This window comes from Allobosea sp. GW821-FHT12C12, assembly GCF_058807355.1.
In genome coordinates this window covers 96,446-121,384 of record NZ_JBXAQP010000013.1, presented here as the reverse complement: position 1 = coordinate 121,384, position 24,939 = coordinate 96,446, and the positions used below count along the sequence as shown (strand labels likewise).

Below are 24,939 nucleotides of genomic sequence, written 5' to 3'. Positions count from 1 at the left end.
TAGCCGGCAAGCTGCCAGCCTTCCTCGACCCGGTCCAAGACGCTTAGCGTCATCACATATAAGCCCGACTTATGCAGATAGGATTTCGCCGGCGACGGCCCGGAGATGCTGCTGCATGATGTCATCCGCGCGGGACAGGGGCCGATTGCTCGCGGTCAGCAAAGCCAGGGGGCACCGCGGGCTTTCGGCGAGAGGCCGGAACACGACATCATGGAATTTCGCCCAAGGCAGGAGGTCGTCAACGAGCGCCACGCCGAGTCCGGCCTGGACAAATCCGAGCGCCGAGATCGATACGTCGACTTCCATCGAAATGTTGAGTTCGCAGCCGCGAGCTCGGGCGGCGGCGGCCAGTTCCTCGAAGGGGCGCGTGTTGTTGCGATAGGAGATCAAGTCGGCGCTGGCCAGGTCACCGAAATCAAGCACCTCCCGAGTCGCAAGAGGATGCGAAGCGGGCAGCAGCCAGCCAAAGCCGATCGACCCGAGCCGTTCGACGTTGATATCGAGAGGCTGCTCGTCATTCATCGCCAGGCCGAGGCTGGCGTCTGCCTCTCTCAGCATCCTTACGATCGTGGCAAGAGGCGCGACGTGGGAACGCAGCGTCACGGTCGGATGCTTCGCGCGGAAGGCCTCGAAGACGGAGGGCAGGATCCGGAGCGCGACCGGAGTCGAGGTAGCGACCCTGACCAACCCTGTTCGTCCAAGCCGAAGATCGGCCGTCTTCCGGCGCAGGCCCTCGAGATCCGCGAATATTCGCATGGTCTCCGGGAAGAGTTCTAGCGCCTCCGGCGTCGGGCGCAGGCGTCCCTTGACGCGCTCGAAAAGCGCGAACCCGATTTCGTCCTCGGTATGGAGCAAGATTTGGCTCAGCGCCGGCTGCGAAATATTGAGCGCCTGCGCTGCCGCAGTCGCCGTGCCGGTACGCATGACCGCAGTGAAGACCTCGATCTGCCGTGCGCGCATGATTCAACTCCATAAGTCGAGCTTATGATGTGTTTCGTCCTTCGTCTTTGACCTAATTGGCAGCGGCAAACAAGATGCCCTCAACTGCCAGCGGCGGAGAGGGAAGTGCGAGTTATCGTTCTCGGCGGCGGATTGATGGGTGCGGCATCGGCCTTTTTCCTCGCTTGGCGAGGGGCCAAGGTGACGCTCATCGAACGCAACAGGGTCGGTAGCGGCGCAACTGTGGCATCCTTCGGCAACATTCGCCGCAGTGGCCGGCATCTGACACAGCTTCCGCTTGCGGCGCGGTCGCTTGCCCTTTGGAACAGGGTCGAACGTCTCGTCGGCCGCGACGTGGAGTTTCGCGCAACCGGGCATCTGCGCCTGGCTTTCGACCAGGACGGGCTTCGCGACATGCGCGCCTTCAGCGCGGCAGCGAGCCCATGGGGCCTTGATCTGGAGGAGTTGACGCCAACCGAGATCGGGCGTCGTTTTCCGGGACTTGGCCCGTCGGCGATCGCGGCCTCCTTTTCGGCCCAGGACGGCAGCGCCAATCCGCGTCTGGCTCCGCCGGCATTCGCCTCCGCAGCGGCATCGCTGGGCGCCAGAGTGCTCGAGGAGTTCCCTGTCGCCGCGATCAAGCGCATTGACGCCGGCTTCCAGGTCGAGGGACCGGCAGGCGTGGAGGCCGGCGATATCCTGCTCAACACCGCAGGGGCGTGGGGCGCCCGCATTGCGGAATCTTTCGGGGAAAAGGTTCCATTGACCGCGCGGGGCCCTCAGATGGGAGTAACCGAGCCATTGCCCCATCGCATCTTGCCTGTCGTCGGTGTGTGGACCCGCATTCAGGAGCGGAACGCCTACTTTCGCCAGGTGGAAAGAGGCAACATCATCTTCGGCGGCGCGGCAGAGCGCGTATCCGTCGATCTCGAATGCGGGCATGCAAAGGCCGATCCGGCACGCTTGCCGCTCCAACTCCGTGCGCTTCTACCCATCCTGCCGGCCCTCGCGCAGGTGAGCGTCATTCGGACATGGTCGGGCTGCGAGGGTTATGTCGCCGACGGGCTTCCCGTTATGGGGGCCTCTGGCACCACTCCCGGTCTGTTCCACGCCTTTGGCTTCTGCGGACATGGATTTCAGCTCGGACCCGGTGTCGGTGACGCGATGAGCGAACTCATCGTGACAGGTCAATGTGAGACGCCGCTCGCGACGTTCGGCATCGACCGCTTCATGTCCGTTACCGCATGATTGCGGCCAGCGAAGCCTTGGTCTCCGATCGCGGTCGATCTCGCCATTCAATCGCGACCGCTTCGGGCAACTGGAGGGGCGTTTCGAGCCCTCATGGAGACTGGCCATACGTTCGATCGATTGCCGGCTCAACACAAGATGAGGCTGCTGTGGCCAGAGCGTCGGCCCGATATCCTAACGGCGTTCCGTTGCAGTCCGATCCGACAGCACCGGCATCATCCGATCTGCCATCATCGTGGATCATCTTTCAGCAATTCGTTTCTCGAAGATCCCCCGAGGACGGGGCTCCACCCCGCCAGCGGGAAAAGCCCGGCAATTGCAGCCGTAACCACAAGGTATCTTGGACGTGACACATCCCTCCCCCAGAATAAACCGTGCACTCATCGGCGTTCCCGGAAACGACAAGCCGGTCCTTGCGAGCATCAGCGTTCCAGCGCCCCTCTCGCACCAGGCTGCCGTCAAAGTCATCGCCAGTGGAATATGCCACAGCCAGCTCAACCAGTTGGACGCCCTGGGCCGCGCGAAGGACGACGTGCCCGGGCGTTTGCTTGGGCATGAAGCCTTGGGAATCGTCACGGAGATTGGAGCGGAAGTCGGCTCGGTCAAGCCAAATGACATCGTCATCATGTCGTGGCTGCCGCGAGCCGAGATTCTCGGGGATCGAACCATCGAAACAGTGACATTGAAGACGGATAGCGGTCATGTACTGACCTCGCCGGACATTTTCACCTGGGCTGAAGAGGCCGTCGCCGACGAGGCGTTTCTTTATCCGACAACCTGCGACCATCCCACGCTTTCCGTCCTCGGATGCGCTGTCATGACGGGAGCCGGCGCGGTGATGAACAGTGCAAAGATAAAGCGCGGCGACACGATCGCGATCATCGGCGCCGGAGGTGTGGGCGGCTCGGCGATTGTCGCCGCACGCGCCCTCGGCGCCAGTGAGATATTCGCGATCGACCTGAATGAAGACAAGCTCGCCTTGGCAAAAACCCTCGGCGCCACACAGTTGATCAATACCACGCATGCCCGCCTCGACGAAACCATCGCGGCATGGGCGGCGGCACGCGGCGTAAGCGGCGTCGATCATGTGATCGACTGCGTTGCCGCGCCGGCCACCTTCTCGGATGCATTGAAGATCGTCCGCAAAGGACGGGCCGGCTTCGGCCCTGGAGGCAATCTAGTCGTTGTCGGTGTCGCTCATAGTCCGGCGGAACTCGACCTGCGCTTTATCCAGCTCCACGGCATTTCGATCAAGGGATGCTTCGGCGGCGACACCCAGGGAGATCGTGATGTCACGACCTATGTGAACTGGTTCGATAGTGACGAGATCGGCCTTCGTTCTCTCGTCACCCACACCTACGCCTTCGAGGATTTCGATCGCGCGCTGGTCGATCTCCGCCGCGGCAGGATTACCGGCCGGGGAATATTCTCCATCGGGGGCGCGTGAGATCCGCGATCGCCGCCAGATTTAGGCAGTCAGGTGACAATTCCGGGCTGCGGCCACATGGCGGCCCAAGCGTCTTGATCGAAGGCCAGGCCCAAAGCGACGGCGGCGCTTGAACCGCTACGACCGGCGCGGGGCCATCCCGCGCGCCGGAGATCGAGCAGCATCCCGATCGCCCTCTGAGGAGCCCTCCCGTGAAATCCTACAAGATCGCCCTGATCCCGGGGGACGGCATCGGAACCGCCGTCACCGAGGCCGCCTGGGAGGTGCTGGGCCGGGTCGCGCATGGCGGCGGCTTCAGGCTCGATGGGACGACCCTTCCCTGGTCCTGCGACTTCTACGGGAAGACCGGAGCGATGATGCCGGCGGACGGCATCGAGACCCTGCGCGGCTTCGACGCGATCCTGCTCGGCGCGGTCGGCTGGCCGGCGCGCGTGCCGGATTCGGTGTCGCTGCACGGGCTCCTGCTGCCGATCCGCAAGGCCTTCGTGCAATATGCCAATATTCGCCCGCACCGCCTGTTGCCGGGGGTCGAGGGGCCGCTGCGCGCGAGTGACTTCGACATCCTCTGCATCCGCGAGAACACCGAGGGCGAGTATGCCGGGGCCGGCGGGCGCGTCCATAACGGCACGGCCGACGAGGTCGCCGTCGAGACCTCGATCTTCACGCGCAAGGGCGTCGAGCGCATCCTGCGCTTCGGCTTCGAGCAGGCGCGCAGGCGCCGCGGCAGGCTCGCCTCGGTGACCAAGTCGAACGCCCAGAAATACTCGATGGTGTTCTGGGACGAGATCACCGCGAAACTCGCCGCCGAATATCCCGATGTCGAGGTCGCGAACTACCATATCGACGCCATGGCCGCGCGCATGGTGATGGCGCCCGAGAGCCTCGACGTGGTGGTTGCTTCCAACCTGTTCGGCGACATCCTCACCGACCTCGGCGCCGCCATCCAGGGCGGTCTCGGCTTCGCCGCTTCGGCCAACATCAACCCGGAGCGGAATGCACCCTCGATGTTCGAGCCCGTCCATGGTTCGGCTCCCGACATCGCCCATCTCGGCATCGCCAATCCGATCGCCGCGATCTGGTCGGGCGCGATGATGCTGGATCATCTCGGCGAGGCCGACGCGGCAAAGGCCGTGATGGCGGCGATCGAAGCCGCCACGGCCCGCGGCGTCGGCACCGAGCCGGGCAGGCACAAGACCCAGGACATCACCGCCGCCGTGCTTTCGGCGCTGGGCTGACGGAGACCGCTTTCATGGCCAGTCAAGCCCTTCGCGATTCCGCCCTGCTGCGCCAGGCCTGCTTGGTAGGCGGCGAGTGGCGGGCCGCCGCATCCGGCCGCGCGCTCGACGTGATCGATCCCGCGACGCAGGCTGCCATCGGCTCGGTGCCCGATGCCGATGGCGCCGATACGCGCGCCGCGATCGAGGCCGCGGCCGCGGCCTTCGGCGCCTGGCGCGCCAGGCCGAACGCCGAGCGGGCCGCCTTGCTGGAAAAGTGGCATGCGCTGATGCTGGAGCATGTCGAGGATCTCGCACTGATCCTGACGCGCGAGCAGGGCAAGCCGCTGGCGGAGGCGCGCGGCGAAATCCGCTACGGCGCGTCCTTCGTCAAATGGTTCGCAGAGGAAGCCCGCCGGATCGACGGCGCGACGATCCCCGCCCCGACCGCCGACAGGCGCATCATCGTGATGAAGGAACCGGTCGGCGTCTGCGGCATCGTCACCCCCTGGAACTTTCCGAACGCCATGATCACCCGCAAGGTGGCGCCGGCCCTGGCGGCGGGCTGCGCCGTGGTGATCAAGCCGTCCGAGCTGACGCCCTTCTCGGCGCTGGCGCTCGGCGTCCTGGCCGAACGGGCCGGCATCCCGGCCGGCGTCATCAACATCGTCACCGGCATGCCCGCCGCGATCGGCGCCGAGCTCACCGGCAACCCGACCGTCAGAAAAATCTCCTTCACCGGCTCGACGCGGGTGGGCGCGCTGCTGATGCGGCAGGCCTCCGACGGCATCAAGCGGCTCAGCCTCGAACTCGGCGGCAACGCCCCCTTCATCGTCTTCGACGATGCCGATATCGACCTCGCGATCGAGGGCGTGCTCGTCTCCAAGTTCCGCAATGGCGGCCAGACCTGCGTCTGCGCCAACCGGATCCTCGTGCAGGACGGCATCTATGATCGCTTCGCCGACAGGCTTTCGGCCCGCGTCGCGGCGATGAAGGTCGGCCCCGGCACCGATGCCGGCGTCGATATCGGGCCGATGATCAACAGCGCCTCGATCGAGAAGATCGCGCGCCATGTCGACGACGCCTTGGCGAAAGGGGCCCGGCGCCTCGCCGCCGCGGCCGACATGCCGAAGGGCGCGCAATATGCGACGCCCCTCGTCCTTGGCGATGCGACCATCGCGATGCAGCTCGCCGGCGAGGAGACCTTCGGCCCGGTCGCGCCGCTGTTCCGCTTCGGCAGCGAGGACGAGGCGATCCGCATCGCCAACGGCACGCCCTTCGGGCTCGCCGCCTATTTCTTCACGCAGGACATGCGGCGCTCCTGGCGTGTCGGCGAGGCGCTCGAATTCGGGATGGTCGGGCTCAACACCGGCGCGATCTCGATGGAGGTCGCGCCCTTCGGCGGCGTCAAGCAATCGGGCCTCGGCCGCGAAGGCTCGCGGCTCGGCATCGAGGAATACCTGGAGGTCAAGGCCTTCCATATCGGCGGCCTCGGCTGAGCGGCTATGGCGCGCGGATGCAATCGCGGCGTCGCGACAAAAGGCGGCGGTCGACCGTCTCGCCATGATCCTTCTCGCTTTCAACGCGGCTGCGCGCTTGCGTGTCCGTGGCTAAGATCTGGCGGAGAAGCCGCCCGCGCAATTCACGAGGGCGGCAGATAGTCCGCAAGGGGGGCGGTGAACCGCAATCCGCCCCGCATGCCCGGCACGGAGTACCCGCAAATCCAGAGCCGCACGCTGCGCCCGGCCGCATGAGGAGCGAAGCGGCGTAACCGCCGCTTCGTCCGCGCACACATGAATCAGGAAGATCGGGATCAGCGGCCGACCTGCTTGTTCCACTCTTCAACCCACTTGGCCTGCCGTGACGGAATCTCCGCAGCCGGAGGCAGGAGGATCTTGGAGAGAGGCGTAATCTGGCCCGCAACCGACGGATCGAGTTTGGCCTTGGTATTGCCGACCCCATATCCGATCGCCGATCCGAAGCAGGATTGCACCTCTGCGCTCAATGTCGAGTTGATGAACTGCCAGGCCAGTTCCGGGCTGTTCTTGACCTTCTGCACAATGACGGGAGAAGCGTAGTTCCCCGGCTCGAGCAAGGCGAATGCAAAGTCCGGATGCCCATCCTTGATGAAGTTCCACGCACGGCCATCCCAATATGTGGCGACATCGATGTCGCCTCCATTTAACGCATTGAGGACCTGATTGGGGTCGACCCAGAACGTCATGTTTCCGCTTTTGACGAGCTTCTTCAGAACGTCAAACGCCGGCTGGACGTTGTCGATGTCGCCGCCATAGGTCGCAGCAAGCTGGATGACCGAAACCGTAAGCCCTGCGGAGGGGTAGCTAATGTTCGGCATCGATGCCTTCCATTTTCCCGCCAGTGCTCCCTCATAGAATTCCTTCCAAGTCTTTGGCGGATCCTTCACCACTGTCTTGTTATACAGGATGCCCATGGCGCCATAGTTATGAAGGACGCCATACCCCTCGCCGGCCTTGGCAAAGGCGGGCGCAACGTCCGCGAGGTTGGCGACCTTCTCCACGGTCATCGGATCGACCAATCCACGGGTGATCGCATCGTGAGCGCTATCGGTGGTGTTGAACAGCACATCCAGCGGCGGCTTGGCCGAGCTCGCCGCTATCTGATTGAGCCATTGGATGGGCGATCCGAGCGAGACTTCCACTTTCTTGCCAGTGGCCTTCTCGAACGGGGCGATCGCACACCGGCGCAGACTTTGCTCCCAAATTCCTCCAAACGCGCCCACAGTCAGATCAGCGGCTTTCGCCGCTGTGAAACTGCCGCAGAGAACGGCAGCGACAGTTAAGCCGGTTCGCAAGTTCAAACGTGTCCGACGCATCGTAATCCCCTCCTTTTGAAGAATGGCCCGCGGGTCGCACATTACTACCTGCCGGAGCCAGCTATTTCATTATTATGAAGATGCGGCTGGCATGCAAGGCTAATTTTCGGAAGCCGCGAGCGTCGGGAAAGGCGGCATAAACCCTTGTCGAGTCCGAGCTTGCGCATTCACTGGGATGTTCCAACCCCGCCCGGCACAGCGCTATTGCGAGAGGCAAATCTTCATGATAATGAAGGAAAGATTGGATTTGATACGGATAGGGTCAGCAATGGCGCCCCCAACGAGTGCCACCAACGATGTCGGGATTAAGAGTTTCGACGAAACAACTCTGGCGTTCGGCGCAGTCGTCAAGCGCCTCAGGCTCGAAAAAGGCCTTTCATTGGAAGCTCTTTCGAAAATCGCAGGACTTTCGATCGGCGCGTTGAGCCAGATCGAGCGCGGAAATGGCAATCCGTCGCTCAAGACCTTGACCGCGCTGCGGCTCGCCCTGGGGGCGGACATCAGCGATCTACTCGGCGAGGCCCCGCCTCTCCCCAAGAGGCGCGAGGATCCGAGTTTCGTCACGCGTATCTCTGGCCGCCAGCGCGTGAAGCTGGCTCATCTGAGCGAGGAACTTCTATCGCGGGGCGATCCGAACGACCTGCGCTTGATGATCCTGAGCATTGAGCCCTGGGCGTCGTCAGGTGACAAGCCGCTCACTTATCCCGCCGAGAATGGCGGGATGATCATGTCAGGGCAACTTCTTCTCCGGGTCGGGGGTGATGAAGCGCTCCTTTTCGAAGGGGATAGCTTCGTGTTCGAAAGCTCTGCGGCGTATAGTTTTCAGAACCCGACGGGTGAAATCGCAAAAGTGCTTTGGGTTAGGGGATCGCGTCGCCTCAATGCCGATATTTGATAATCGTTCTATAAAACCTGATGCTGTCGGAACGCAGGGGAATAAAATCTAATGACGAGTTCTACTCCACTTGAACTTGACGGAGTGACGAAGTCATTCGGCCTGGTTCAGGCGCTCAAGGAAACGAATCTCCGCGTTGAAAGCGGCGAGATGCTGGCGCTGCTGGGGCCATCGGGCTGCGGCAAGACCACTACGCTGCGCATCATCGCCGGCTTCGAAATGCCCTCGACCGGCAGTGTGCTGATCGGCGGTCAGGACGTGACGGAACTGCCGCCGAACAAGCGCGCGCTGGGCATGGTCTTCCAGAGCTATGGATTGTTTCCCCATATGACGGTCGGCGAGAATGTCGCCTACGGCCTGAAAGTCAGAGGTATACCATCCGCCGAGCGGACCAAGCGCGTCCGCGAGATGCTCGGGCTGGTGCGTCTCGATCGGTTCGAGGATCGCGCAATTCATCAACTGTCGGGGGGGCAGCAGCAGCGCATAGGCTTGGCTCGATCACTGATCACTGATCCCGCCATCTTGCTTCTGGACGAGCCGCTTGGTGCGCTTGACAAGAATTTGCGCGAGCGGATGCAGTTCGAACTCCGCGAAATCCAGCGCCGTCTGGGCATCACTTGCATCCTCGTCACCCACGATCAGGAAGAGGCGCTGACGATGAGCAATCGTATTGCGGTGATGTCGGAAGGCCAGATCGTCCAAGTGGGCAGTCCGACCGAAATCTACGAGCGCCCGCTAACCCGGTTCGTCTCGGAGTTCCTCGGCACGGCCAACATCTTCGGCGGAATCGTGGCCGGCGAAGTCGAAGGGGGCGAATGGCTCGTCAAGTTGCGGCAAGGCGGCTTCGCCAAGATACGGGCGGCGACACACGAACTCGCGCTGGGGCAGACGGTAACATTGGCGGTTCGGCCAGAGCGCGTCGATTTCGTTCCCCGCAGTGAAAACAACCCTCCAGCGAGGGTCATGGACGTCGTATTCCGGGGCAGTTACTTCGCCTATGAACTGACGCTGGAGCAGCAGAACGAAACCGTCGTGGTCTACAGCAAATCGAAAAGCCCGATCCCCGAAGACGGCCGCGTCGGGCTGTCATGGGCTGCGGAATCCTCCATTCTGCTCGCCGCGGAGGCGGACCATGACGCCGCCCGGTAACGCAGGGACAAGCCGGGCGCACGGCAGTTTCAAATTGGCGACGTCGAGTTGGGCCGTCCCTGTCGTTGTCTTCCTCATCGTCTTTTTCGTGATACCGCTCGTCGGGAATTTCTGGCGGAGCCTCTCTGCCGTCGGCGAGGCCGGGCGGACGCTGTTTTACTACCAGAAACTCCTCTCGGATCCGTTCTATCTCGGCGTCCTGGGCGAGACCTTCAAGGTCTCCATCATCACGACCTTGCTGTGCCTGATCGTGGGATACCCGGTGTCCTATTTCATGGTCCGCTATGCCGGAAAGTGGAATGCCCTGATCGTCTTTTGCCTGATCGCTCCGCTGCTGACTTCGATCATCATGCGGACCTTCGGCTGGACAGTTCTGCTTTCGAGGCGGGGATTGCTCAATACCTGGCTGACGGATCTGGGCGTGATCTCCCGTCCGATCAACATCCTGAACGATCCCGTCATGGTCTATGTCGGCCTGGTTCACGTCATGGCCCCCTTCATGGTGCTCTCAATCACCGCCGTCCTCCAGGGCGTGAACATCAGACTCGAGGAATCGGCTCGCATTCTTGGCGCAGGAAAACTGCGCACCTTCCTGACCGTGACGTTTCCGTTAAGCCTCGACGGGATCGCCACTGGGTGCATTCTCGTCTTCGTTCTGACCAACGGGAGCTTCCTGACGATGCTGTTGCTGGGCGGAGGAGCCGTGAAAACGCTTTCCCTGCTAATTTACCAGCAGTTCAACGTGTCGCAGGACGTCGGCTTTGCCGCCGCCATGGGGAACGTCCTGTTGCTATTCGCGCTCATCTGCCTGGCAATTCAGATGCGGATCGTGCGGCGTCGCGGAGTAAAGACATGACAACGCTGGTAGGTGGGCGTCCTTTGACCGCCCGGAGGGCTAAGCCGAACTGGGCGGCGGTCGGGATTGGCATCTTCGTGGTGCTCTTTCTGATCTTTTTGCTGCTGCCGATCGTGGCCGTCGTCTGGGCCTCGTTTTCCTCGGCCTCGTTCATCAGCTTTCCCATCCGAGGTTACAGCCTGCGCTGGTATTGGAGAATCTGGGAGTACCAGCCCTTCATCGACGCGCTGCGCGTAAGCATCCAAATCGCGTTTCTCTCGGCGCTGGGTGGAGCGATTCTGGGAGTTCCCGCGGCATTGTGGATCGCACGGTCGCGTGGCTCGGCGGCAGCCTGGCTCGCGAACTTCCTTCTTGCCCCACTATCGGTTCCCGCGATCGTGCTCGGTTTCTCGCTGCTTTACTGGCTCTCGACCTTGGCTCTGGGCATCTCGTTCCTAGCCCTGACGATTACCCACACCGTCGTTGCCATCCCCTACATCGCTCGAACGTGTCTGGCGACCTACCGAGCGATCCCTGTGGAGTTCGAGGAAGCCTCGGCAGCCTTGGGAGCGACACGCTTGCAGACCCTGCTGAACGTCACGCTGCCGCTGGTGCGGCCGGGGATCTTTGCGGGAGCTCTTTTCGCGGTTCTGATCTCGCTCGACAATCTGCCGCTGTCGTTCTTCTTTGGAAGTTCGAGCACAAACACACTGCCGGTAGTCATGCTGAACTACATGCAGAACCAGTTTGATCCATCGATCGCGGCCATCTCCACCGTGCAGATGTTTATCGCGGTCGGAACCCTGCTGATAGTGAACTTCTTCTACGGCATCGAAAAGCTGACCGCCGCCTAGGCCGGGGCTCGGCGATCTCGCGTTATAGAGAACGATCTCGCCTCGCAGGTGCTCATCGCCGTGTAAAGGGTTGCCGATGATTACTGGAGTTCCTGCGCCGACGGCGTCGCCATGCGAAGCCCTCGGCCACGCACGGTGGACCCTGGGGCGGGTCGCGCGGATTCCGCCCGGCTGGGCCGTGACCACATAGATTCGTAAGAATGGAAGGCAGAAATCGTATCGCCATCGTTAAATGCTAAACATTTCTTCTACTATAAAATACTTTCAGAGAAAAACATTCAAATACGACAACAACACCCTGCTGGAAAGATGATGAATATGTCAACTTCTGCCATTTTATCCGACTGGATAGCACATTTCGATTTGCGGGATGCCCCCGACGACGCTGTCGAATGCGCCAAGCTCTGCATCATCGACAGCGTTGCCTGCATGATCGGCGGCGCCTTCGTCGATTCCTCGAAAGTGCTGCTCGATGTGATGAAAAGAACCTGCGAAAGCGGCAAGGCGACCGTCTTGGGAACAGGCGACAAGCTTGGCTTGATGACGACGGCGTTTATTGGCGGCCACAATGCGAATGCGCTCGATTTCGACGACTGTTTCCGCCACGGCGCCGCGGCGCATCCAGGCGCCACAATCATTCCGCCCGCACTGGCCTTGGCGGAAACCAGGGCGCTGTCCGGCCGGCAGTTCCTCAAAGCGGTGGTGGCCGCTTATGAGGTATCCCTCAGGATCGGCCGCGCCGTAGACGCCAGCCCCGAGCGCAAGGCCGCGGTGATGGGGTTTAGTCCTTGGCAGACTTTCGGCGCCGTGGTTGCCGCTTCCGCCCTCTTGGATCTGCCGCCCTCTCACATACGAAGCGCATTTGGATTGGCAGGCGCGCAGGCTCCGGTTCCCAGCATTCGAAAATTCGTTGACGGCGCGCGCCCTTACTCATGGCTGAAGAACAGCTACGGCATGTCCTGCCATGCGGGGCTTCTCGGCGCCCTGCTCGCGGAAGGCGGCTTCTACGGCAATCAGGAGATCTTCGACGGACCCAACGGCTTCTGGATCATGTCGGGGTCGGATCGCTACGCTCCCGAAAGCACGGTCTCCGGTTTGGGAACGGACTGGCTCGTCCGCGGCGTCGAGTTCAAGCCCTACGCCTGCTGCCAATGGACACATGCGATGCTCGACGCGCTCGGCGAAATCGCATCGAAAGTGAACGCGGACGACATCGATCATGTGGAAATCTACGGCTTTCGCGATCTGGTCCATGCGCTTGGCGGAGAATTGCCCGCATCCCTTACCGATGCTCAGTTCAGTGCGAAATACCTTGCTGCCCTGGAGTTGCTTCAGCGGTCTCCTTCGCATGGGCTCAAGGAAGCCGACCTGAAAGATCCCGTGGTCGAGGGGCTCGTCGATAGAATCGTAATTCGCCAAGATCCGTCGCTTGACGAGGCCCAGGATCTGCGGACCGCCATGCCGGCACGCATCGTTTTGCGCACGGTCCCGGGCGAGATTCACGAGATATATCGCGAAGCGTCCGATATCCACAACTCGGCAGGCCTCGCCGGGCTGGATCTGGTCAATCGCAAGTTCCTGGAGATGACGGCTCCAGTCATTGGCCAGAAGAGAGCCGCAACCGCGCTCAATCTCTTGCATGAGATCGAACGCCATACCGCTCCCGATCTGATCGGAGCGCTCACTTCGTGAAGAGATCACTTTCGTCATCTCGTATTGTTGTCCCGCGAACCGGCGGGTGCAACGTCAAAGCGCCGCGCCCGTGCGAAAAAGGCGCGCGCCCGGGCCCAAGGAGGAAGTGATGGCATACCGGGTCGGAGTCGACATCGGAGGGTCGTTCACCGACTTCGCCCTGTTCGACGAGGAAACCAGAAGCCTGAAATCGTTGAAGGTGTTCTCCCGCCCGGACGAACCCGGCGCGGAAGTCCTGGAAGGCATCAGGCTGATCGGCGAGCGGTATGGCATCCAGCCATCCGACATCGGCTACTTCACCCATGGCACGACGGTCGGCATAAACACCGTCATCCAGCGCACAGGCCTGAAGCTCGCGCTGTTCACCACCGAGCATTTCCGCGACGTACTTGAGGTCGCGCGCCTCAAGATTCCCGACATGTATAACATCCTGTCGAAGCGTCCCGAGCCGCTGATCCCACGGGAGCGCGTCTTCGGCATCCGCGGGCGCATGCGCGCGAACGGAACCGAAGCCCAGGCTCTGGACGAGGACAGCATCGCCTCGGCCGTTACAGGCGCCATGGCCGCCGGGGCCGAGGGCATCGTCGTTTCGCTCCTGCATTGCTACCGGAATCCCGCTCACGAGGATCAGGTCAAAAGCTTCGTCCGAAGGTTCGCTCCGAATCTTCCTGTCTTCCTGTCGAGCGAGACCTGGCCGATCATCCGGGAATATGAGAGGACGATCACCGCCACGATCGGCGCCTATGTCCAGCCGCGCGTGGCCCATTACCTGGGCTCGCTGCAGAAAGCCCTGAGGCGTGCCGGCGTCACGCCGGAGCCGCGGCTCACAAAGTCCAATGGCGGGGTCATGACCGCCGAACAGGGCAAGAGCGAATGCGTCCAGATGATCCTGTCCGGCACCGCCGCGGGCGTCATCGGCGCCAGCTATGTCGCGGAGGTCTGCGGCATCGCGAAATGCATGAGCCTCGACATAGGGGGCACTTCGGCCGACGTCGCCATCATCGTCGACGGTCAGCCACAATACGGCATCGGCGAAGTGATAGGCGAATTCCAGATCTACATTCCCTCCGTTTCGGTCAGTTCCATCGGCGAGGGCGGCGGCTCCATCGCCTGGGTGGATTCGCAAGGCGTCCTGAAGGTCGGCCCGGAAAGCGCCGGCTCCCGCCCGGGCCCTGCCTGCTACGGCCGCGGGGGTGAGCGGGCGACCATCACCGACGCCTTCGCCGCGCTCGGCCTCGTCGGCCTGTCCGAGATCGGCTACTCGACGGTGACGATCGATCGCGACAAGGCGCGCGCCGTCGTCGGAGACCTAGCACAGAGGCTCGGCCGCAATATCGAAGAGACGGCCGAGGCGATCGTCCGGATCGCGGTCTCGGGCATGTATACCGACGTCAGCGCCCTGGTCTCCCGCTTCGGTATCGATCCGCGCGAGTTCTCCTGTCTCGCCTTCGGCGGGGCGGGGCCGATGCTGGCCTGCTTCCTCGCCCGCGAGCTCAGCATGCTCGAAACCGTCGTTCCGCCGACGCCGGGCGTTCTTTCGGCCCTCGGAGGGCTGATCGCCGATGTCCGGAGCGATTTCATCAAGACCCTTTACGCCGACCTCGTTCCTGCAACGGCGGCGGCCATCCGCGACGAGTTCGAGGCGCTGAAGGTCAAGGCGCTTGACTGGCTGCGGAAAGACCAGGGCTACGCCGGTCCGCCGCGGCTGATCTTCTCGGCTGAGATGCGCTATCGCGGTCAATCCTTCGAGCTCGACACGCCACTTGACGCCGAGGCGATCGGGCGCTGCGACCCGGCGGCCCTGGCCGCCGCCTTCCATGCTGAACACAAGCGGGTCTACGGACATTCCGATCCGGCGGCGGCGGTGCAGGTGATTTCCCTGCGGCTCGTTATCAGCGGCCAGACCGCGAAACCGGAGTTCCAGCGCCACGAACCCATCTCGGAACCGGCGCGGCCGCGCCGGCATGCCGAGGTCTGGCTCGACGGCGCCAGCCGCTCCGTCGCGGTCTTCGCGCGCACTGATCTCAAGCCGGGCCAGAGCTTCTCCGGCCCCGCCGTGGTCACGCAGGAGGACTGCACGACCGTCGTGCCGCCCGGCATGGCGGTCACGGTCGACGCCTACGCCAACCTTCGCATCACCCCGGAGATCGCGTCGTGAAGCTCGACAACACCACGCTGCAGGTGCTCGCCAATTATTGCGCCGCAGCCGCCGAGAGCATGGGCTGGACGCTGATGCGGACGGCCCACTCGACCTTCGTCAAGGAGACCGAGGACTTCTCCTGCCAGGTGCTCACGCGCGACGGCCTGACCGTCGCCTCGCCCAAGACCTTTGGCGCGACCTGGTATACCGGCCTGGACTATGGCGACGTCATCAAGCTCTTCGACTACGAGGACGGCGACATCTATGTCACTAGCGACCCGTATTCCGGCAACGTCGCGACGCATACGCCCGATCTTCACATGTGGAGGCCGGTGTTTCGCGACGGCGAAGTCGTCTGCTTCGTCGGCAACCACATCCATAACACGGATGTGGGCGGTGCCGTCCCGGCGACGTTGTCGCGCACCCTGACGGAGATCCAGCAGGAGGGCCTACGCATCCCGCCGATGCGGCTGATGCGCGCAGGCGTCATCAACCGGGACCTCGTCGATCTGATCGCCCATAACGTGCGCCTGCCGGATCAGAACTGGGGCGATCTCAACGCGCAGATCGCCTGCACCACCGTCGGCGAGCGCAAGATCCAGGAGATTATCGACCGTTTCGGCACGGACGGCTTCGTCACCGGCCTCGGGCAGCTCCTGGACTATGCCGAGAATCAGTGCCGCGCGCTGATCACACAGATTCCAGATGGCGAGTATTTCTTCGCCGATTATGCCGACGAGGACCAGGCGAACGGTTATCCCGTCCGGATCGCCATCTCCCTCAGGGTCCACGGCGATTCCCTGACGCTCGACTTCACCGGCTCGGACCCGCAACTGGCGTCGTCTCTCAATATGCCGACCGGCGGCAAGGAAAGGCATTCCCTCGTCACGATCGGCACGATCTATTCGCTCTATTGCCTCGATCCGACAATGATGCTGAACGCAGGCCTGATGCGCCCGACACGGGCCGTCCTGCCGGAGGGCACCGTGATGAACGCGGTCAAGCCCGCCGCCGTCGGCATGCGCAGCCTTTTGTGCTCGCTGGCGCAGACGGTTACGATGGGAGCCTTCTGCCGCGCCCTGCCCGATCGCTTTCCCGCGTGCGCAGGCAGCGCGACCAGCGTGATGAACGTCAAGACCAGCACGAAGACGGGCCAGCCGATCATGGCGTCCATCGGACCCGTCGGTGGCGGCGCTGGCGGCAATGCCCGCCAGGACGGCGCGGAAGGCAGCGGAGCGCAGGCCTCCTTCCTCAAGAACACGCCAGTTGAGATCAGCGAGGCGGAAATTCCGATCACGATCCGGCGCTACGGCCTGGTGCCCGATTCAGGCGGCCCCGGCCGCCATCGCGGCGGAAGTGGACTCGAGATGGAGTTTCAGCTCGATGCCCCGCAATCCCTCGTCACGGCCCGCAACAGAGACCGCTCGGTTTTCTCCTCCTGGGGGTTCATGGGAGGAAGGGCCGGCGCAGTTTCCCGCTTCGTCAAGAACCCTAGCAGCCTGACGGAAGTAAACCTCGGCTCGCAGGACGTCGTCCATTGTGATCCCGGCGACATTATCCTGATCCAGGGGCCGGGCGCTGGCGGCTACGGGTCGCCCCTGGAGCGGCCGGCGGCGGAGGTCCTGCTCGATGTCAGGCGCGGCCTCGTCTCGATCGAGCGCGCACGTTCCGATTACGGGGTGATCGTCACCGTGGATAGCACCGTCGACGAGGCCGCCACCGGCCGCGCCCGCGCCGAGATGGCGAGCGAGGCCGACCGGGCCGAGTTCAACCATGAATCGCACCGGATCGCCTTCGAGGCGGTCTGGACGCTTCCGCGATACGCGGCTTTGACGCGCATCCTCGCAGCGGTTCCCGTGACCTGGCGCTATTTCGTCAAGCATCGGGTCTTCGCCGCGATCAAGGAGCCGCCGGCGGGAGGCGACGGGTCCGCCGATATCTATCGAGCCTATGGCGAAGTCACCATGCGGTTCACCGACCTGCCAAGGGTTCTCCCGGACACTTCTACGCCGGCGGTCACGTGAACGGGCTCGGGCGGGTCGAGAGGACATGTCGGTGGACGTTAGCCGGCTGCGGATTTGATAACCCATCGGTCGACTATCAGGCGGGGCGGCGGGCGGGAACGGCATCGATAAATCCGCGCCATGTGCGGCGAAAGATTCGAACAAGGTCAGAGTGATGGCAATCCAGATAGACAGTGTCCAGAACAGCCTCGACTTTCCCACGCATGTAGACGCGATCGTCATTGGCGCCGGCATCGTGGGCGTCTGCACCGCCTATGAACTCGCCCGGAAGAGCGTTTCGGTCGCTCTCCTCGACAAGGGCATTGTGGCCGGCGAGCAATCGAGCCGCAACTGGGGGTGGGTGCGGCAGCAGAATCGTGATCTCCATGAGCTCGCGCTTGCCATGCACAGCCTGCGACGCTGGGAGGAGATCGGCCAGGAGATCGGGCGTGACCTCGGCTTCCGGCGGACGGGCAACCTCTTCTGCACCAATGATCCGGCGGTTGTCGCTACATGGGAAAAATGGGGCCTGTCGGCGAAGGAACAGGGGTTCCACAGCGAGCTCCTTACCGGCGCCCAGGCGAAAGAACGTTCGCCTGGAAGCGTGTCGCGCTGGGCCGGCGGCGTCTGGTCGCCGACCGATGGCCGCGCAGAACCAGCCATGGCGACGCCGGCCATAGCCGAAGGCGCCAAGGCCTTTGGCGTTTCGCTCCACCAGAACTGCGCGGCTCGCGGCCTCGAGATCACCGATGGACGCGTCGTAGGCGTCTGGACCGAGCGGGGCCTGATCCGATCCTCCATCGTGGTGGCGGCCGGCGGCGCCTGGAACTCCCGCTTCTGCCGCCACCACGACATCGACCTTCCGGTGGCGAATATCGGCGGAACCGCGCTCCGCACGCAACCCGCTGAGAATATTCTCACCGCCGGGAATTTCTATGCTCCAAACTTCGCACTGAGGCGCCGCCTGGATGGGGGATACACGCTCGCGGTGCCCGGCCACGGCACGCTGAACATCGCGCCGCAAAACTTACGATATGCAACCAAGTTTTACCAGATGTACCGCGCGAAGTTGGCGAAGAAGCTAAATTATCGCATCAACAGCAGCTTCTGGAATGGCCCCGAAGCTGCCGGTCGCTGGCACAATGACGAGGTTTCGCCCTTCGAAAGAATCCGGGTGTTGGATCCGGCTCCCGACGGTGAACTCGTGAAGACGGCCATCGCGAATCTCGTCCAGGAATTTCCCGCCTTGCAGGGAATCGAGGTGGCAGCCTCGTGGGGGTCGATGATCGACACGGCTCCAGATCTCTTGCCTGTCATTTCGACGGTTGATGCGCTGCCCGGTCTGGTGATCGCCTCAGGCTTCAGCGGCCATGGCTTCGGCGTCGGCCCCGGCGCGGGATTCCTGGCAAGCCAACTGGCCCTGGGAGAAAAGCCTTATGTCGACCCTACGCCTTACCGGTTAAATCGCTTCACCGATGGCTCAGCCATCCGGCGGCCCGAAATGATGTAGCGAGATGACCGTCCACCCGGATGTCCTTCTTATGGATGGCGCGCATCCCCACACCCACCGTTCGTGACACGCCTTAAAATTATTCGTTTGGGTCATTGAGCGCAGTTCGCTCAGCCGCGCAGGGCTTTTTCGTGGGCTTTGGCGAAATCCGCCATGCTGTTGAAACAGAAATCGTATGTCGGCATCTCTCCGGGATGCAAGGTGGCGCCGAAACCGCTCTGGTCATGCCGGCGGTAGATCCAGCAGGATGCCAGGCCGTGCCGGTTTGCCGGAGCATGATCATGGTACATGCTCTCGGCCGTATGGAGGATCTCGTGCTTCTTGATGCCGAGCATCTCCAGCTTCGCCAGCATGTAGTCGAAATTTCGATCCGACGGTTTGTAGGAGCCGATATCCTCGGCCGTATAGACCGCGTCGAATGCGACCTGAAGCCGTTTGTTGCTGGCGGCGAAGCTCTCATTGTCGACGTTCGACAGGATCGCCAGCTTGTAGTAACGCTTGAGATACTGGAGGGCTCCAGCGGAATCGCTGAAGGCAGGCCAGTTTTCTACCGATCGGCCATAAGCCACGCATTCTTCCCAGGTGACGGAAAGGCCCCATTCTTCCGCCAGGCGCTTGTAGACGATCGGCAGCAGGTCTCGGTAAGCCTTCGTTGGGGTCTGCGACTGCTGCGAGGACTCGTGGCGCGCATGGGCTTCGAGAACCCGGTCGCGCGAAGGCGCCGCCGGGAGCCGGCTCATCAGTGGAACGAGGCCTTCGAGCAATCCCGTTTCCCAGTCGATCAGCGTTCCATAGCAGTCGAAGGTCAGGACCTTGAAATCGGTCAACCTCATAATTTCGCCCTGACATCCGAAGCTCAATTTCAGCAGGCCCGATTGAATAGCATCGTTTCGAAGCGCATCGACCATGGCTCACGCTATCTCCGCTTAGGCTTCGATTTCGAGCCCCGTCAAGGGCCGCGAGCAGCATGCCAAGATGTAATTCTCGTCAATTTCGTCGTCGAGGATACCGCCATTATGGTTCATCTCCACGTCGCCTGAGAGCTTCCTGACCTTGCAGGTTCCGCAGAGGCCGGACTCGCAGGCGGAGGGGATGCGAACGCCCGCGGCCCGCGCCGCCTGTAGCACCGTTTGTCCGGGGACGCATTCTCCGTCCACTTCGGACAGCGCGAAACGGATTGCGACGGTTCCCGGTGCTGCGCCCGGCGCTCCCTCCGTCTCTAAGCGACCCGAGACCGGCGCGAGGGGAGCCTCGCGCGGTACCTCGCCGAAACTCTCCTGATGATAGCGCGCCATGGCGAAACCCGATGTGGCGAGCACGTCCCGCATCCCCGCCATGAAAGGGTCCGGCCCGCAGCAGAAGATCTCGCGGTCGCGGAAATCGGGACTCAGCAGCGGAAAGCGGATCGCGTCGATGCGTCCGATATGGCCCGACCAGCTTCTCCGCAGGGATCGCTCCTGCACGACGAAGCTCAGCGAGAGCGCCGGCATGTGGCTAGCGATCAGCTCGAGCTCGCCGCGGAAGATGATGTCTTCCGGCCGGCGGGCGCAGGTGACGAAGACGACGTCGGTTCCGGGCGCGCAATCGGCGAACCAGCGCAGCATCGACATCAGCGGCGTGATGCCCGAGCCGGCCGAGAGGAAGAGGTATTTCGACGCCGGATGGGCGTGAGACGTGAAATTGCCGGTCGGTCCGTAGGCTTTGACCAGGCTGCCCGGCTTGAGATTGTTGAACATCCAGCGCGTGCCGACGCTAGACGGCTGCGCTTTTACGGTTATGGCGATGGAGAAGGGGCGGCTCGGCGAGGAGGACAGCGTGTAGGTCCGCATCAGCTGCCCGTCGCTCGTCGGCAGCTCGAGCGTCACGAACTGGCCGGGCCGGTAGCGAAACCAGGTTTGCGCGTCCGACCGGAAGGTGAAGGTCTTCACCTCCGGGGCCTCGTCGACGACGCCGGTCACCTCCAGCGTCTGGAGGCGGTCGTTCCAGGGCTTCATCTCGTCGAGATGCCGGTACGGGCCGGCATCTTCCGTGACGTCCGGGTTTGTCACGTTAGGCGACATCCTTGAGGGCGGTCGCTCCGGCTCCGCGCAGGCGCGGCTCCATGAAGCCGCTATACCATTCGACGAACTGGATCACCCCGCCTTCGTGAAGTTCCGAATAGGGGCCGGGCTCATAGGCCGGGGAGCGGATGCCGAAGGCGTTCTCCTCCACGATCTGGCGATCCTGGTCGTTGGTCTCGGTCCAGACATGGATCAGCTCATTGAGCTTGTAGTCCACGCCCTCGACCGCGTCCTTGTGGACCAGCCATTTCGTCGTCACCTCCGTCTCGTTGGCGCTGAGCGGAACCAACCGGAACGTCACCGCATGGTCGATCAGGACGTGGTTCCACGTCGTCGGATAGTGATACAGCATCAGCGCGCCGATGCGGTCGGCATTCACCTGGTCCGACAGATGGCGCTGGACGGCCGGTTTGCCGGTCAGGGTGTAGCTCACGGCGTTGCGCAGGAGCGGCGCCCGGATGGCGCGGAACTGACCGTCGTCGTTGATGGTGAAGCGCGCCGGCAGGCCCGCCGCCTCGCATTTCGTCCAATGCTCGACCATCTCGGGATCGTCGCCGCCGCTCACGCCCGTCACATTGGGCGCCTCGGGGTAGGTCTTGCAGAGCTCGGGATGGTTGGCGGCGCAGTGGTAGCACTCGCGGTTGTTTTCCCAGACGAGCTTCCAGTTGCCTTTCTCGATGATCGTGGCCTCATGGGCGATCTTCGCCTCCGTCAAGCGATGAGGCGCGAAATAGGGCTCCATCAGCGTCCGGAACGGCTGGAAATCCACCGGATCGTCGGCCAGGCAGATGAAGATGTAGCCGGCCACGCTCTCGCAGGCGACGGGCTTGAGCGAATGGGCCAGGGGATCGAAATCCTCCGCCATCTGGCGTGCGAACAGCAGCTTGCCGTCGAGGTCGTAGGTCCACTGATGATAGGGGCAGACGAGTCTCGCCGCAGTGCCTTTCGCGCTGGTGCAGACGCGGCTGCCGCGATGGCGGCAGGTGTTGTGGAACGCCCTGATCTGGCCGGCGCGATCGCGCACCACCACCACCGGATAAGTGCCGATCTGGAGGGTGACGTAGTTGCCGGCCTTCGGGATCTCGCAGGTGTGGCCGGCGAAAAGCCAGTCGCGATACCAGATCAGCTCCATGTCGGCCGTGAAGAAATCGGGGTCGATGTAGAACGGCTGCGGCAAGGAGTGCCCGTACTTCCGCGCACGGAGCAGTTGCAGCATTTCACTACGGACGCTCATGGACCTGTCCTCTCTCGGAGACGTCTCGGGATGCGGCGGACGGTCTGGGGCCGCCTGACGATACGCCACATCATCCTTTTGCGATCGATCGGCCCGCGCAAGAGCGCCATTCCGGCGATCGACACTCCCTTCTATCCGGCGTCCCGTCCAAGAGGAGCGCCGGCTGGAAAGCGGCCTTTCGGGGCAGACGACCCATCGTGCTCGCCGACGGAGCCCAAATACGGATGATGGTAATCTAGCAGCCTGCCCCAGCACAGAAGGATATCGCTGCGACATCGCCTTTTCGCAAAGCTGTCAGTCGAGCCGGCCCTCATCGGGAGGCCGGCCGGCAGGACGCAGAACCCGCGTCCGCGGCACGGCTCCAAATTCATAGTGATTTCAAGCCTTTGAATTTGCTTACGAATGCCCGGAATTTCGGCGCTGTGGACACGGGGCTGCGAAGTCATGTGTTTTCAAGCACTTAAACATCTCAACCGGACAGCAGGGCATTTGACGGGCCTGGCGGCCTGTCGCGAAATGACAGGCCCTTTGTCGCGGCAGTCCTATGGCGATCGGTCCCATGCCGTAATTTCTACAAATGCAGAATGCCTTTTCGGTCAATTATATGAGCTGTTGATGAACGCATAGCTGGTGACCGTAAATGGGAAGCGCAAATATTAAACCGCGCCTGTTCGTTTTTTGTCTTATGCCCGAGTTCACCTTGCTGGCGTTCTCATCGGCAATAGAGGCATTGCGGCTGGCAAACGCTGTTCTCGGCCATGATGCCTATACTTGGCGCTTGACCACGAGCGACGGCAACGAGGCTCGCGCCAGTTGCGGCGTATCGCTCCGGAACGACAGTTCCATCCTGATGGAGCGGCAGCACTCCTTCCGCCTGAGCAAGCCCTTCATGGTGGTCGTCTGCGGGGGCCTCAACGTCGAGCGCTATTCCAGCAAGGCGATGGAGGCCTGGCTGCGCGAGTGCCGGCAAAACGGGGTCGCGGTCGCGAGCCTGTGCACGGGCGCCCACATGCTCGGACGGGCGAAGCTCCTCGATAATCGCAAATGCGTCATTCACTGGGAAAACCAGCCCGGTTTCGTCGAACAGTTCAGGGATGCCTCGGTCCGGACCGGATTGTTCGAGATCGACGGCGCGATCCATACCTGCGCCGGCGGCGCCGCATCCTTCGACATGATGCTCCACATCATCCGGCGAGACTATGGCGACGACGTCGTCGCCGGCGTCTGCGAGCTCGCGATCGTCGACCGCATCCGCAAGGCCGACGATCGTCAAAGGCTGCCCTTCGCATCGTCCGACCAGAAAACCCACCCCGCCGTCGCGCACCTGATCGAGCGGATGCAGCAGAGCTTGACCGACCCGGTCCCGGTCGAACGGCTCATCGCCGGTCTCGATTTGACCCGGCGGCAGGTGGAGCGGCTGTTCCGCAACGAATTGGGCAACTCCCCGGCCCGGTACTACATGAAGCTGCGGCTGGAGCGTGCCCGGCTGCTTCTACAGCAGATGAGCATGCCGATCGTCGAGATCGCCATCGCCAGCGGCTTCTCGTCCGCCTCCCATTTTTCCAAGTGCTATCGCGACACTTATGGCTGCTCGCCGCAGGAGGGGCGCAAGCCCAGGCCCCCGCGCGGCGCGGCGGGATCTGTCGCGGGCGTGGCATGACGGGTGCGCGACGCAAGGCCCGCTTGCCGGTCTTCGGAGCGCCGCAGGAGGCGAAAGGTCGAGTCAGCTACCGCAATCTTCCGGAGACAGCGGCGCCGCCGGGAGAGCTGATAGTCGTGCGCCGCATCAGGGGAACGAAAAATGAAATACCTAACTGCATTGAGCTGCCTTGCCATCGGGCTCGGCACGGCGGGGCCGGCTGCGGCGCAGACGCAGTGCCGTGAGACGACGATCGCCGCGATGAACTGGCAGAGCGCCCAGGTGCTGGCCAGCATCGACAAGTTCATCCTCGAAACCGGATATGGCTGCACCGTCTCGATCATCTCCGGAGATACCGTCCCGACCCTGACCTCGATGGTCGAGAAGGGTCAGCCCGACATCGCGCCGGAAGGCTGGGTCGATCTCGTCCCGGAGGTCATGAAGCGTGGCCTGGCCGAGAAGAAGCTGGTCGTCGCCGGCGACGCCATCTCCGACGGCGCGATCCAAGGCTGGTTCGTTCCCAAATACATCATCGAAGCCAATCCCGGCATCAAGACGATCGCCGACGCGCTGCGTCGTCCCGACCTGTTCCCGGCGCCGGAGAATCCGTCGAAGGGCGCCGTCTTCAACGGCCCGCAAGGCTGGGGCGGCACGATCGTCACGTCGCAGCTCTTCAAGGCCTATGGCGGCGAGAAGGCGGGATTCACGCTGGTCGACACCGGCTCTGCGGCCGGGCTCGACGGCTCGATCGCCAGAGCCAACGAGCGCAAGACAGGCTGGCTCGGCTATTACTGGTCGCCCACCTCCATCCTCGGGCGCTACGAGATGGTGAAGCTCGATTTCGGCGTGCCGTCCGACGCCGCCGAATGGGTTCGCTGCAACGCGAAGGCCGACTGCCCCGATCCCAAACCGAACGCTTGGCCCACCGACCGCGTCCAGACCCTGGTGACGGCGAAGTTCGCCGAACGCGCCGGCCAGCCGGTCATCGACTATTTCAAGGCCCGCACCTGGTCGAACGCCACCGTCAACACCCTGCTCGCCTGGATGACGGCCAACCAGGCGGCCGGCGAAGATGGCGCCAAGTACTTCCTTCGCAACCAGAAGGAGATCTGGACGAAGTGGGTCTCGCCCGAGGCTGCGAAGAAGATTCAGGCGGCTCTCTGAAGTCCCGGCTGCCTGACGAGAAAGGCCCGACGATCCCCTGCGGATCGGCGGGCGCCGCTTGC

General features: G+C 62.9%; 19 protein-coding genes. 14 read left to right on the top strand and 5 right to left on the bottom strand.

Annotation, left to right across the window (positions count from 1 at the left end; translation table 11 throughout):
• Positions 1 to 69 precede the first annotated feature (69 nt).
• Positions 70 to 960 (bottom strand): LysR family transcriptional regulator, encoded by an 891-nt coding sequence (locus tag AC1RRW_RS17900; protein WP_492902423.1) that lies wholly within the window; start codon positions 958 to 960, stop codon positions 70 to 72.
• Between the two features lie 105 nt (positions 961 to 1,065).
• On the opposite strand from AC1RRW_RS17900, the gene AC1RRW_RS17895 reads away from it, so the two are divergent.
• From AC1RRW_RS17895 to AC1RRW_RS17880, 4 genes are all read left to right on the top strand, one after another.
• Entirely contained in the window at positions 1,066 to 2,187 is a 1,122-nt protein-coding gene (locus AC1RRW_RS17895; RefSeq protein WP_492902422.1) for an NAD(P)/FAD-dependent oxidoreductase, read from the top strand.
• A gap of 346 nt (positions 2,188 to 2,533) precedes the next feature.
• A complete protein-coding gene (locus tag AC1RRW_RS17890; RefSeq protein ID WP_492902420.1) occupies positions 2,534 to 3,634 on the top strand; it encodes a zinc-binding dehydrogenase in 1,101 nt (366 codons plus the stop codon).
• Between the two features lie 191 nt (positions 3,635 to 3,825).
• The gene (locus tag AC1RRW_RS17885; protein WP_492902419.1) at positions 3,826 to 4,869 is read left to right on the top strand and encodes a tartrate dehydrogenase; all 1,044 of its coding nucleotides are present in this window, start codon (positions 3,826 to 3,828) and stop codon (positions 4,867 to 4,869) included.
• Positions 4,870 to 4,883: 14 nt separating this feature from the next.
• Positions 4,884 to 6,347: an NAD-dependent succinate-semialdehyde dehydrogenase gene (locus AC1RRW_RS17880; protein WP_492902417.1), complete on the top strand. Its 1,464-nt coding sequence runs from the start codon at positions 4,884 to 4,886 to the stop codon at positions 6,345 to 6,347.
• Positions 6,348 to 6,661: 314 nt separating this feature from the next.
• On the opposite strand, the gene AC1RRW_RS17875 is transcribed toward AC1RRW_RS17880, so the two are convergent.
• Entirely contained in the window at positions 6,662 to 7,702 is a 1,041-nt protein-coding gene (locus tag AC1RRW_RS17875) for an ABC transporter substrate-binding protein (protein WP_492902415.1), read from the bottom strand.
• 223 nt (positions 7,703 to 7,925) lie between these two features.
• Between AC1RRW_RS17875 and AC1RRW_RS17870 the strand changes: the two genes are divergently transcribed.
• The 8 genes from AC1RRW_RS17870 (at position 7,926) to AC1RRW_RS17835 (ending at position 18,780) form a co-directional block, all read left to right on the top strand.
• Positions 7,926 to 8,597, top strand: a complete 672-nt coding sequence (locus AC1RRW_RS17870) for a helix-turn-helix domain-containing protein (protein WP_492902413.1) — start codon at positions 7,926 to 7,928, stop codon at positions 8,595 to 8,597.
• Positions 8,598 to 8,681: 84 nt separating this feature from the next.
• On the top strand, positions 8,682 to 9,746 hold the full coding sequence (locus AC1RRW_RS17865) for an ABC transporter ATP-binding protein (protein WP_492902411.1): 1,065 nt from the start codon (positions 8,682 to 8,684) through the stop codon (positions 9,744 to 9,746).
• The gene (locus tag AC1RRW_RS17860; protein ID WP_492902409.1) at positions 9,730 to 10,602 is read left to right on the top strand and encodes an ABC transporter permease; all 873 of its coding nucleotides are present in this window, start codon (positions 9,730 to 9,732) and stop codon (positions 10,600 to 10,602) included. The genes AC1RRW_RS17865 and AC1RRW_RS17860 overlap by 17 nt, the downstream gene beginning before the upstream one ends.
• Positions 10,599 to 11,435, top strand: a complete 837-nt coding sequence (locus tag AC1RRW_RS17855; RefSeq protein WP_492902407.1) for an ABC transporter permease — start codon at positions 10,599 to 10,601, stop codon at positions 11,433 to 11,435. Before AC1RRW_RS17860 ends, AC1RRW_RS17855 begins: the two co-directional genes overlap by 4 nt.
• 318 nt (positions 11,436 to 11,753) lie before the next feature.
• Entirely contained in the window at positions 11,754 to 13,127 is a 1,374-nt protein-coding gene (locus tag AC1RRW_RS17850) for an MmgE/PrpD family protein (protein ID WP_492902405.1), read from the top strand.
• Between the two features lie 109 nt (positions 13,128 to 13,236).
• Positions 13,237 to 15,285, top strand: a complete 2,049-nt coding sequence (locus AC1RRW_RS17845) for a hydantoinase/oxoprolinase family protein (protein ID WP_492902403.1) — start codon at positions 13,237 to 13,239, stop codon at positions 15,283 to 15,285.
• The gene (locus tag AC1RRW_RS17840; RefSeq protein ID WP_492902401.1) at positions 15,282 to 17,291 is read left to right on the top strand and encodes a hydantoinase B/oxoprolinase family protein; all 2,010 of its coding nucleotides are present in this window, start codon (positions 15,282 to 15,284) and stop codon (positions 17,289 to 17,291) included. The genes AC1RRW_RS17845 and AC1RRW_RS17840 overlap by 4 nt, the downstream gene beginning before the upstream one ends.
• A 154-nt stretch (positions 17,292 to 17,445) precedes the next feature.
• A complete protein-coding gene (locus AC1RRW_RS17835; RefSeq protein WP_492902399.1) occupies positions 17,446 to 18,780 on the top strand; it encodes an NAD(P)/FAD-dependent oxidoreductase in 1,335 nt (444 codons plus the stop codon).
• 110 nt (positions 18,781 to 18,890) lie between these two features.
• Here the strand turns inward: AC1RRW_RS17835 and AC1RRW_RS17830 are convergent, their stop codons facing one another.
• The 3 genes from AC1RRW_RS17830 to AC1RRW_RS17820 all read right to left on the bottom strand — a co-directional run bounded on the left by AC1RRW_RS17830 (position 18,891) and on the right by AC1RRW_RS17820 (position 22,074).
• A complete protein-coding gene (locus AC1RRW_RS17830; RefSeq protein ID WP_492902446.1) occupies positions 18,891 to 19,613 on the bottom strand; it encodes a haloacid dehalogenase type II in 723 nt (240 codons plus the stop codon).
• Between the two features lie 93 nt (positions 19,614 to 19,706).
• Positions 19,707 to 20,840 (bottom strand): FAD-binding oxidoreductase, encoded by a 1,134-nt coding sequence (locus AC1RRW_RS17825; protein WP_492902397.1) that lies wholly within the window; start codon positions 20,838 to 20,840, stop codon positions 19,707 to 19,709.
• Positions 20,830 to 22,074 carry an aromatic ring-hydroxylating oxygenase subunit alpha gene (locus AC1RRW_RS17820; RefSeq protein ID WP_492902395.1) on the bottom strand — a complete coding sequence of 415 codons (1,245 nt, stop codon included), beginning with the start codon at positions 22,072 to 22,074 and terminating at the stop codon, positions 20,830 to 20,832. Before AC1RRW_RS17820 ends, AC1RRW_RS17825 begins: the two co-directional genes overlap by 11 nt.
• A gap of 640 nt (positions 22,075 to 22,714) precedes the next feature.
• Between AC1RRW_RS17820 and AC1RRW_RS17815 the strand changes: the two genes are divergently transcribed.
• Together AC1RRW_RS17815 and AC1RRW_RS17810 are read left to right on the top strand one after the other, a co-directional pair.
• A complete protein-coding gene (locus tag AC1RRW_RS17815; RefSeq protein WP_492902393.1) occupies positions 22,715 to 23,734 on the top strand; it encodes a GlxA family transcriptional regulator in 1,020 nt (339 codons plus the stop codon).
• A gap of 141 nt (positions 23,735 to 23,875) precedes the next feature.
• Entirely contained in the window at positions 23,876 to 24,877 is a 1,002-nt protein-coding gene (locus tag AC1RRW_RS17810) for an ABC transporter substrate-binding protein (RefSeq protein WP_492902392.1), read from the top strand.
• The last annotated feature ends 62 nt before the right edge of the window (positions 24,878 to 24,939 follow it).

What these genes read in the sequence shown, in the direction of transcription:
- AC1RRW_RS17900 (WP_492902423.1), bottom strand. Translation starts at nt 960, where the DNA reads ATGCGCGCACGGCAGATCGAGGTCTTCACTGCGGTCATGCGTACCGGC.
- AC1RRW_RS17815 (WP_492902393.1), top strand. Translation starts at nt 22,715, where the DNA reads ATGGGAAGCGCAAATATTAAACCGCGCCTGTTCGTTTTTTGTCTTATG.
- AC1RRW_RS17860 (WP_492902409.1), top strand. Translation starts at nt 9,730, where the DNA reads ATGACGCCGCCCGGTAACGCAGGGACAAGCCGGGCGCACGGCAGTTTC.
- AC1RRW_RS17855 (WP_492902407.1), top strand. Translation starts at nt 10,599, where the DNA reads ATGACAACGCTGGTAGGTGGGCGTCCTTTGACCGCCCGGAGGGCTAAG.
- AC1RRW_RS17810 (WP_492902392.1), top strand. Translation starts at nt 23,876, where the DNA reads ATGAAATACCTAACTGCATTGAGCTGCCTTGCCATCGGGCTCGGCACG.
- AC1RRW_RS17875 (WP_492902415.1), bottom strand. Translation starts at nt 7,702, where the DNA reads ATGCGTCGGACACGTTTGAACTTGCGAACCGGCTTAACTGTCGCTGCC.
- AC1RRW_RS17880 (WP_492902417.1), top strand. Translation starts at nt 4,884, where the DNA reads ATGGCCAGTCAAGCCCTTCGCGATTCCGCCCTGCTGCGCCAGGCCTGC.
- AC1RRW_RS17820 (WP_492902395.1), bottom strand. Translation starts at nt 22,074, where the DNA reads ATGAGCGTCCGTAGTGAAATGCTGCAACTGCTCCGTGCGCGGAAGTAC.
- AC1RRW_RS17830 (WP_492902446.1), bottom strand. Translation starts at nt 19,613, where the DNA reads ATGAGGTTGACCGATTTCAAGGTCCTGACCTTCGACTGCTATGGAACG.
- AC1RRW_RS17835 (WP_492902399.1), top strand. Translation starts at nt 17,446, where the DNA reads ATGGCAATCCAGATAGACAGTGTCCAGAACAGCCTCGACTTTCCCACG.
- AC1RRW_RS17825 (WP_492902397.1), bottom strand. Translation starts at nt 20,840, where the DNA reads ATGTCGCCTAACGTGACAAACCCGGACGTCACGGAAGATGCCGGCCCG.
- AC1RRW_RS17850 (WP_492902405.1), top strand. Translation starts at nt 11,754, where the DNA reads ATGTCAACTTCTGCCATTTTATCCGACTGGATAGCACATTTCGATTTG.
- AC1RRW_RS17845 (WP_492902403.1), top strand. Translation starts at nt 13,237, where the DNA reads ATGGCATACCGGGTCGGAGTCGACATCGGAGGGTCGTTCACCGACTTC.
- AC1RRW_RS17870 (WP_492902413.1), top strand. Translation starts at nt 7,926, where the DNA reads ATGATAATGAAGGAAAGATTGGATTTGATACGGATAGGGTCAGCAATG.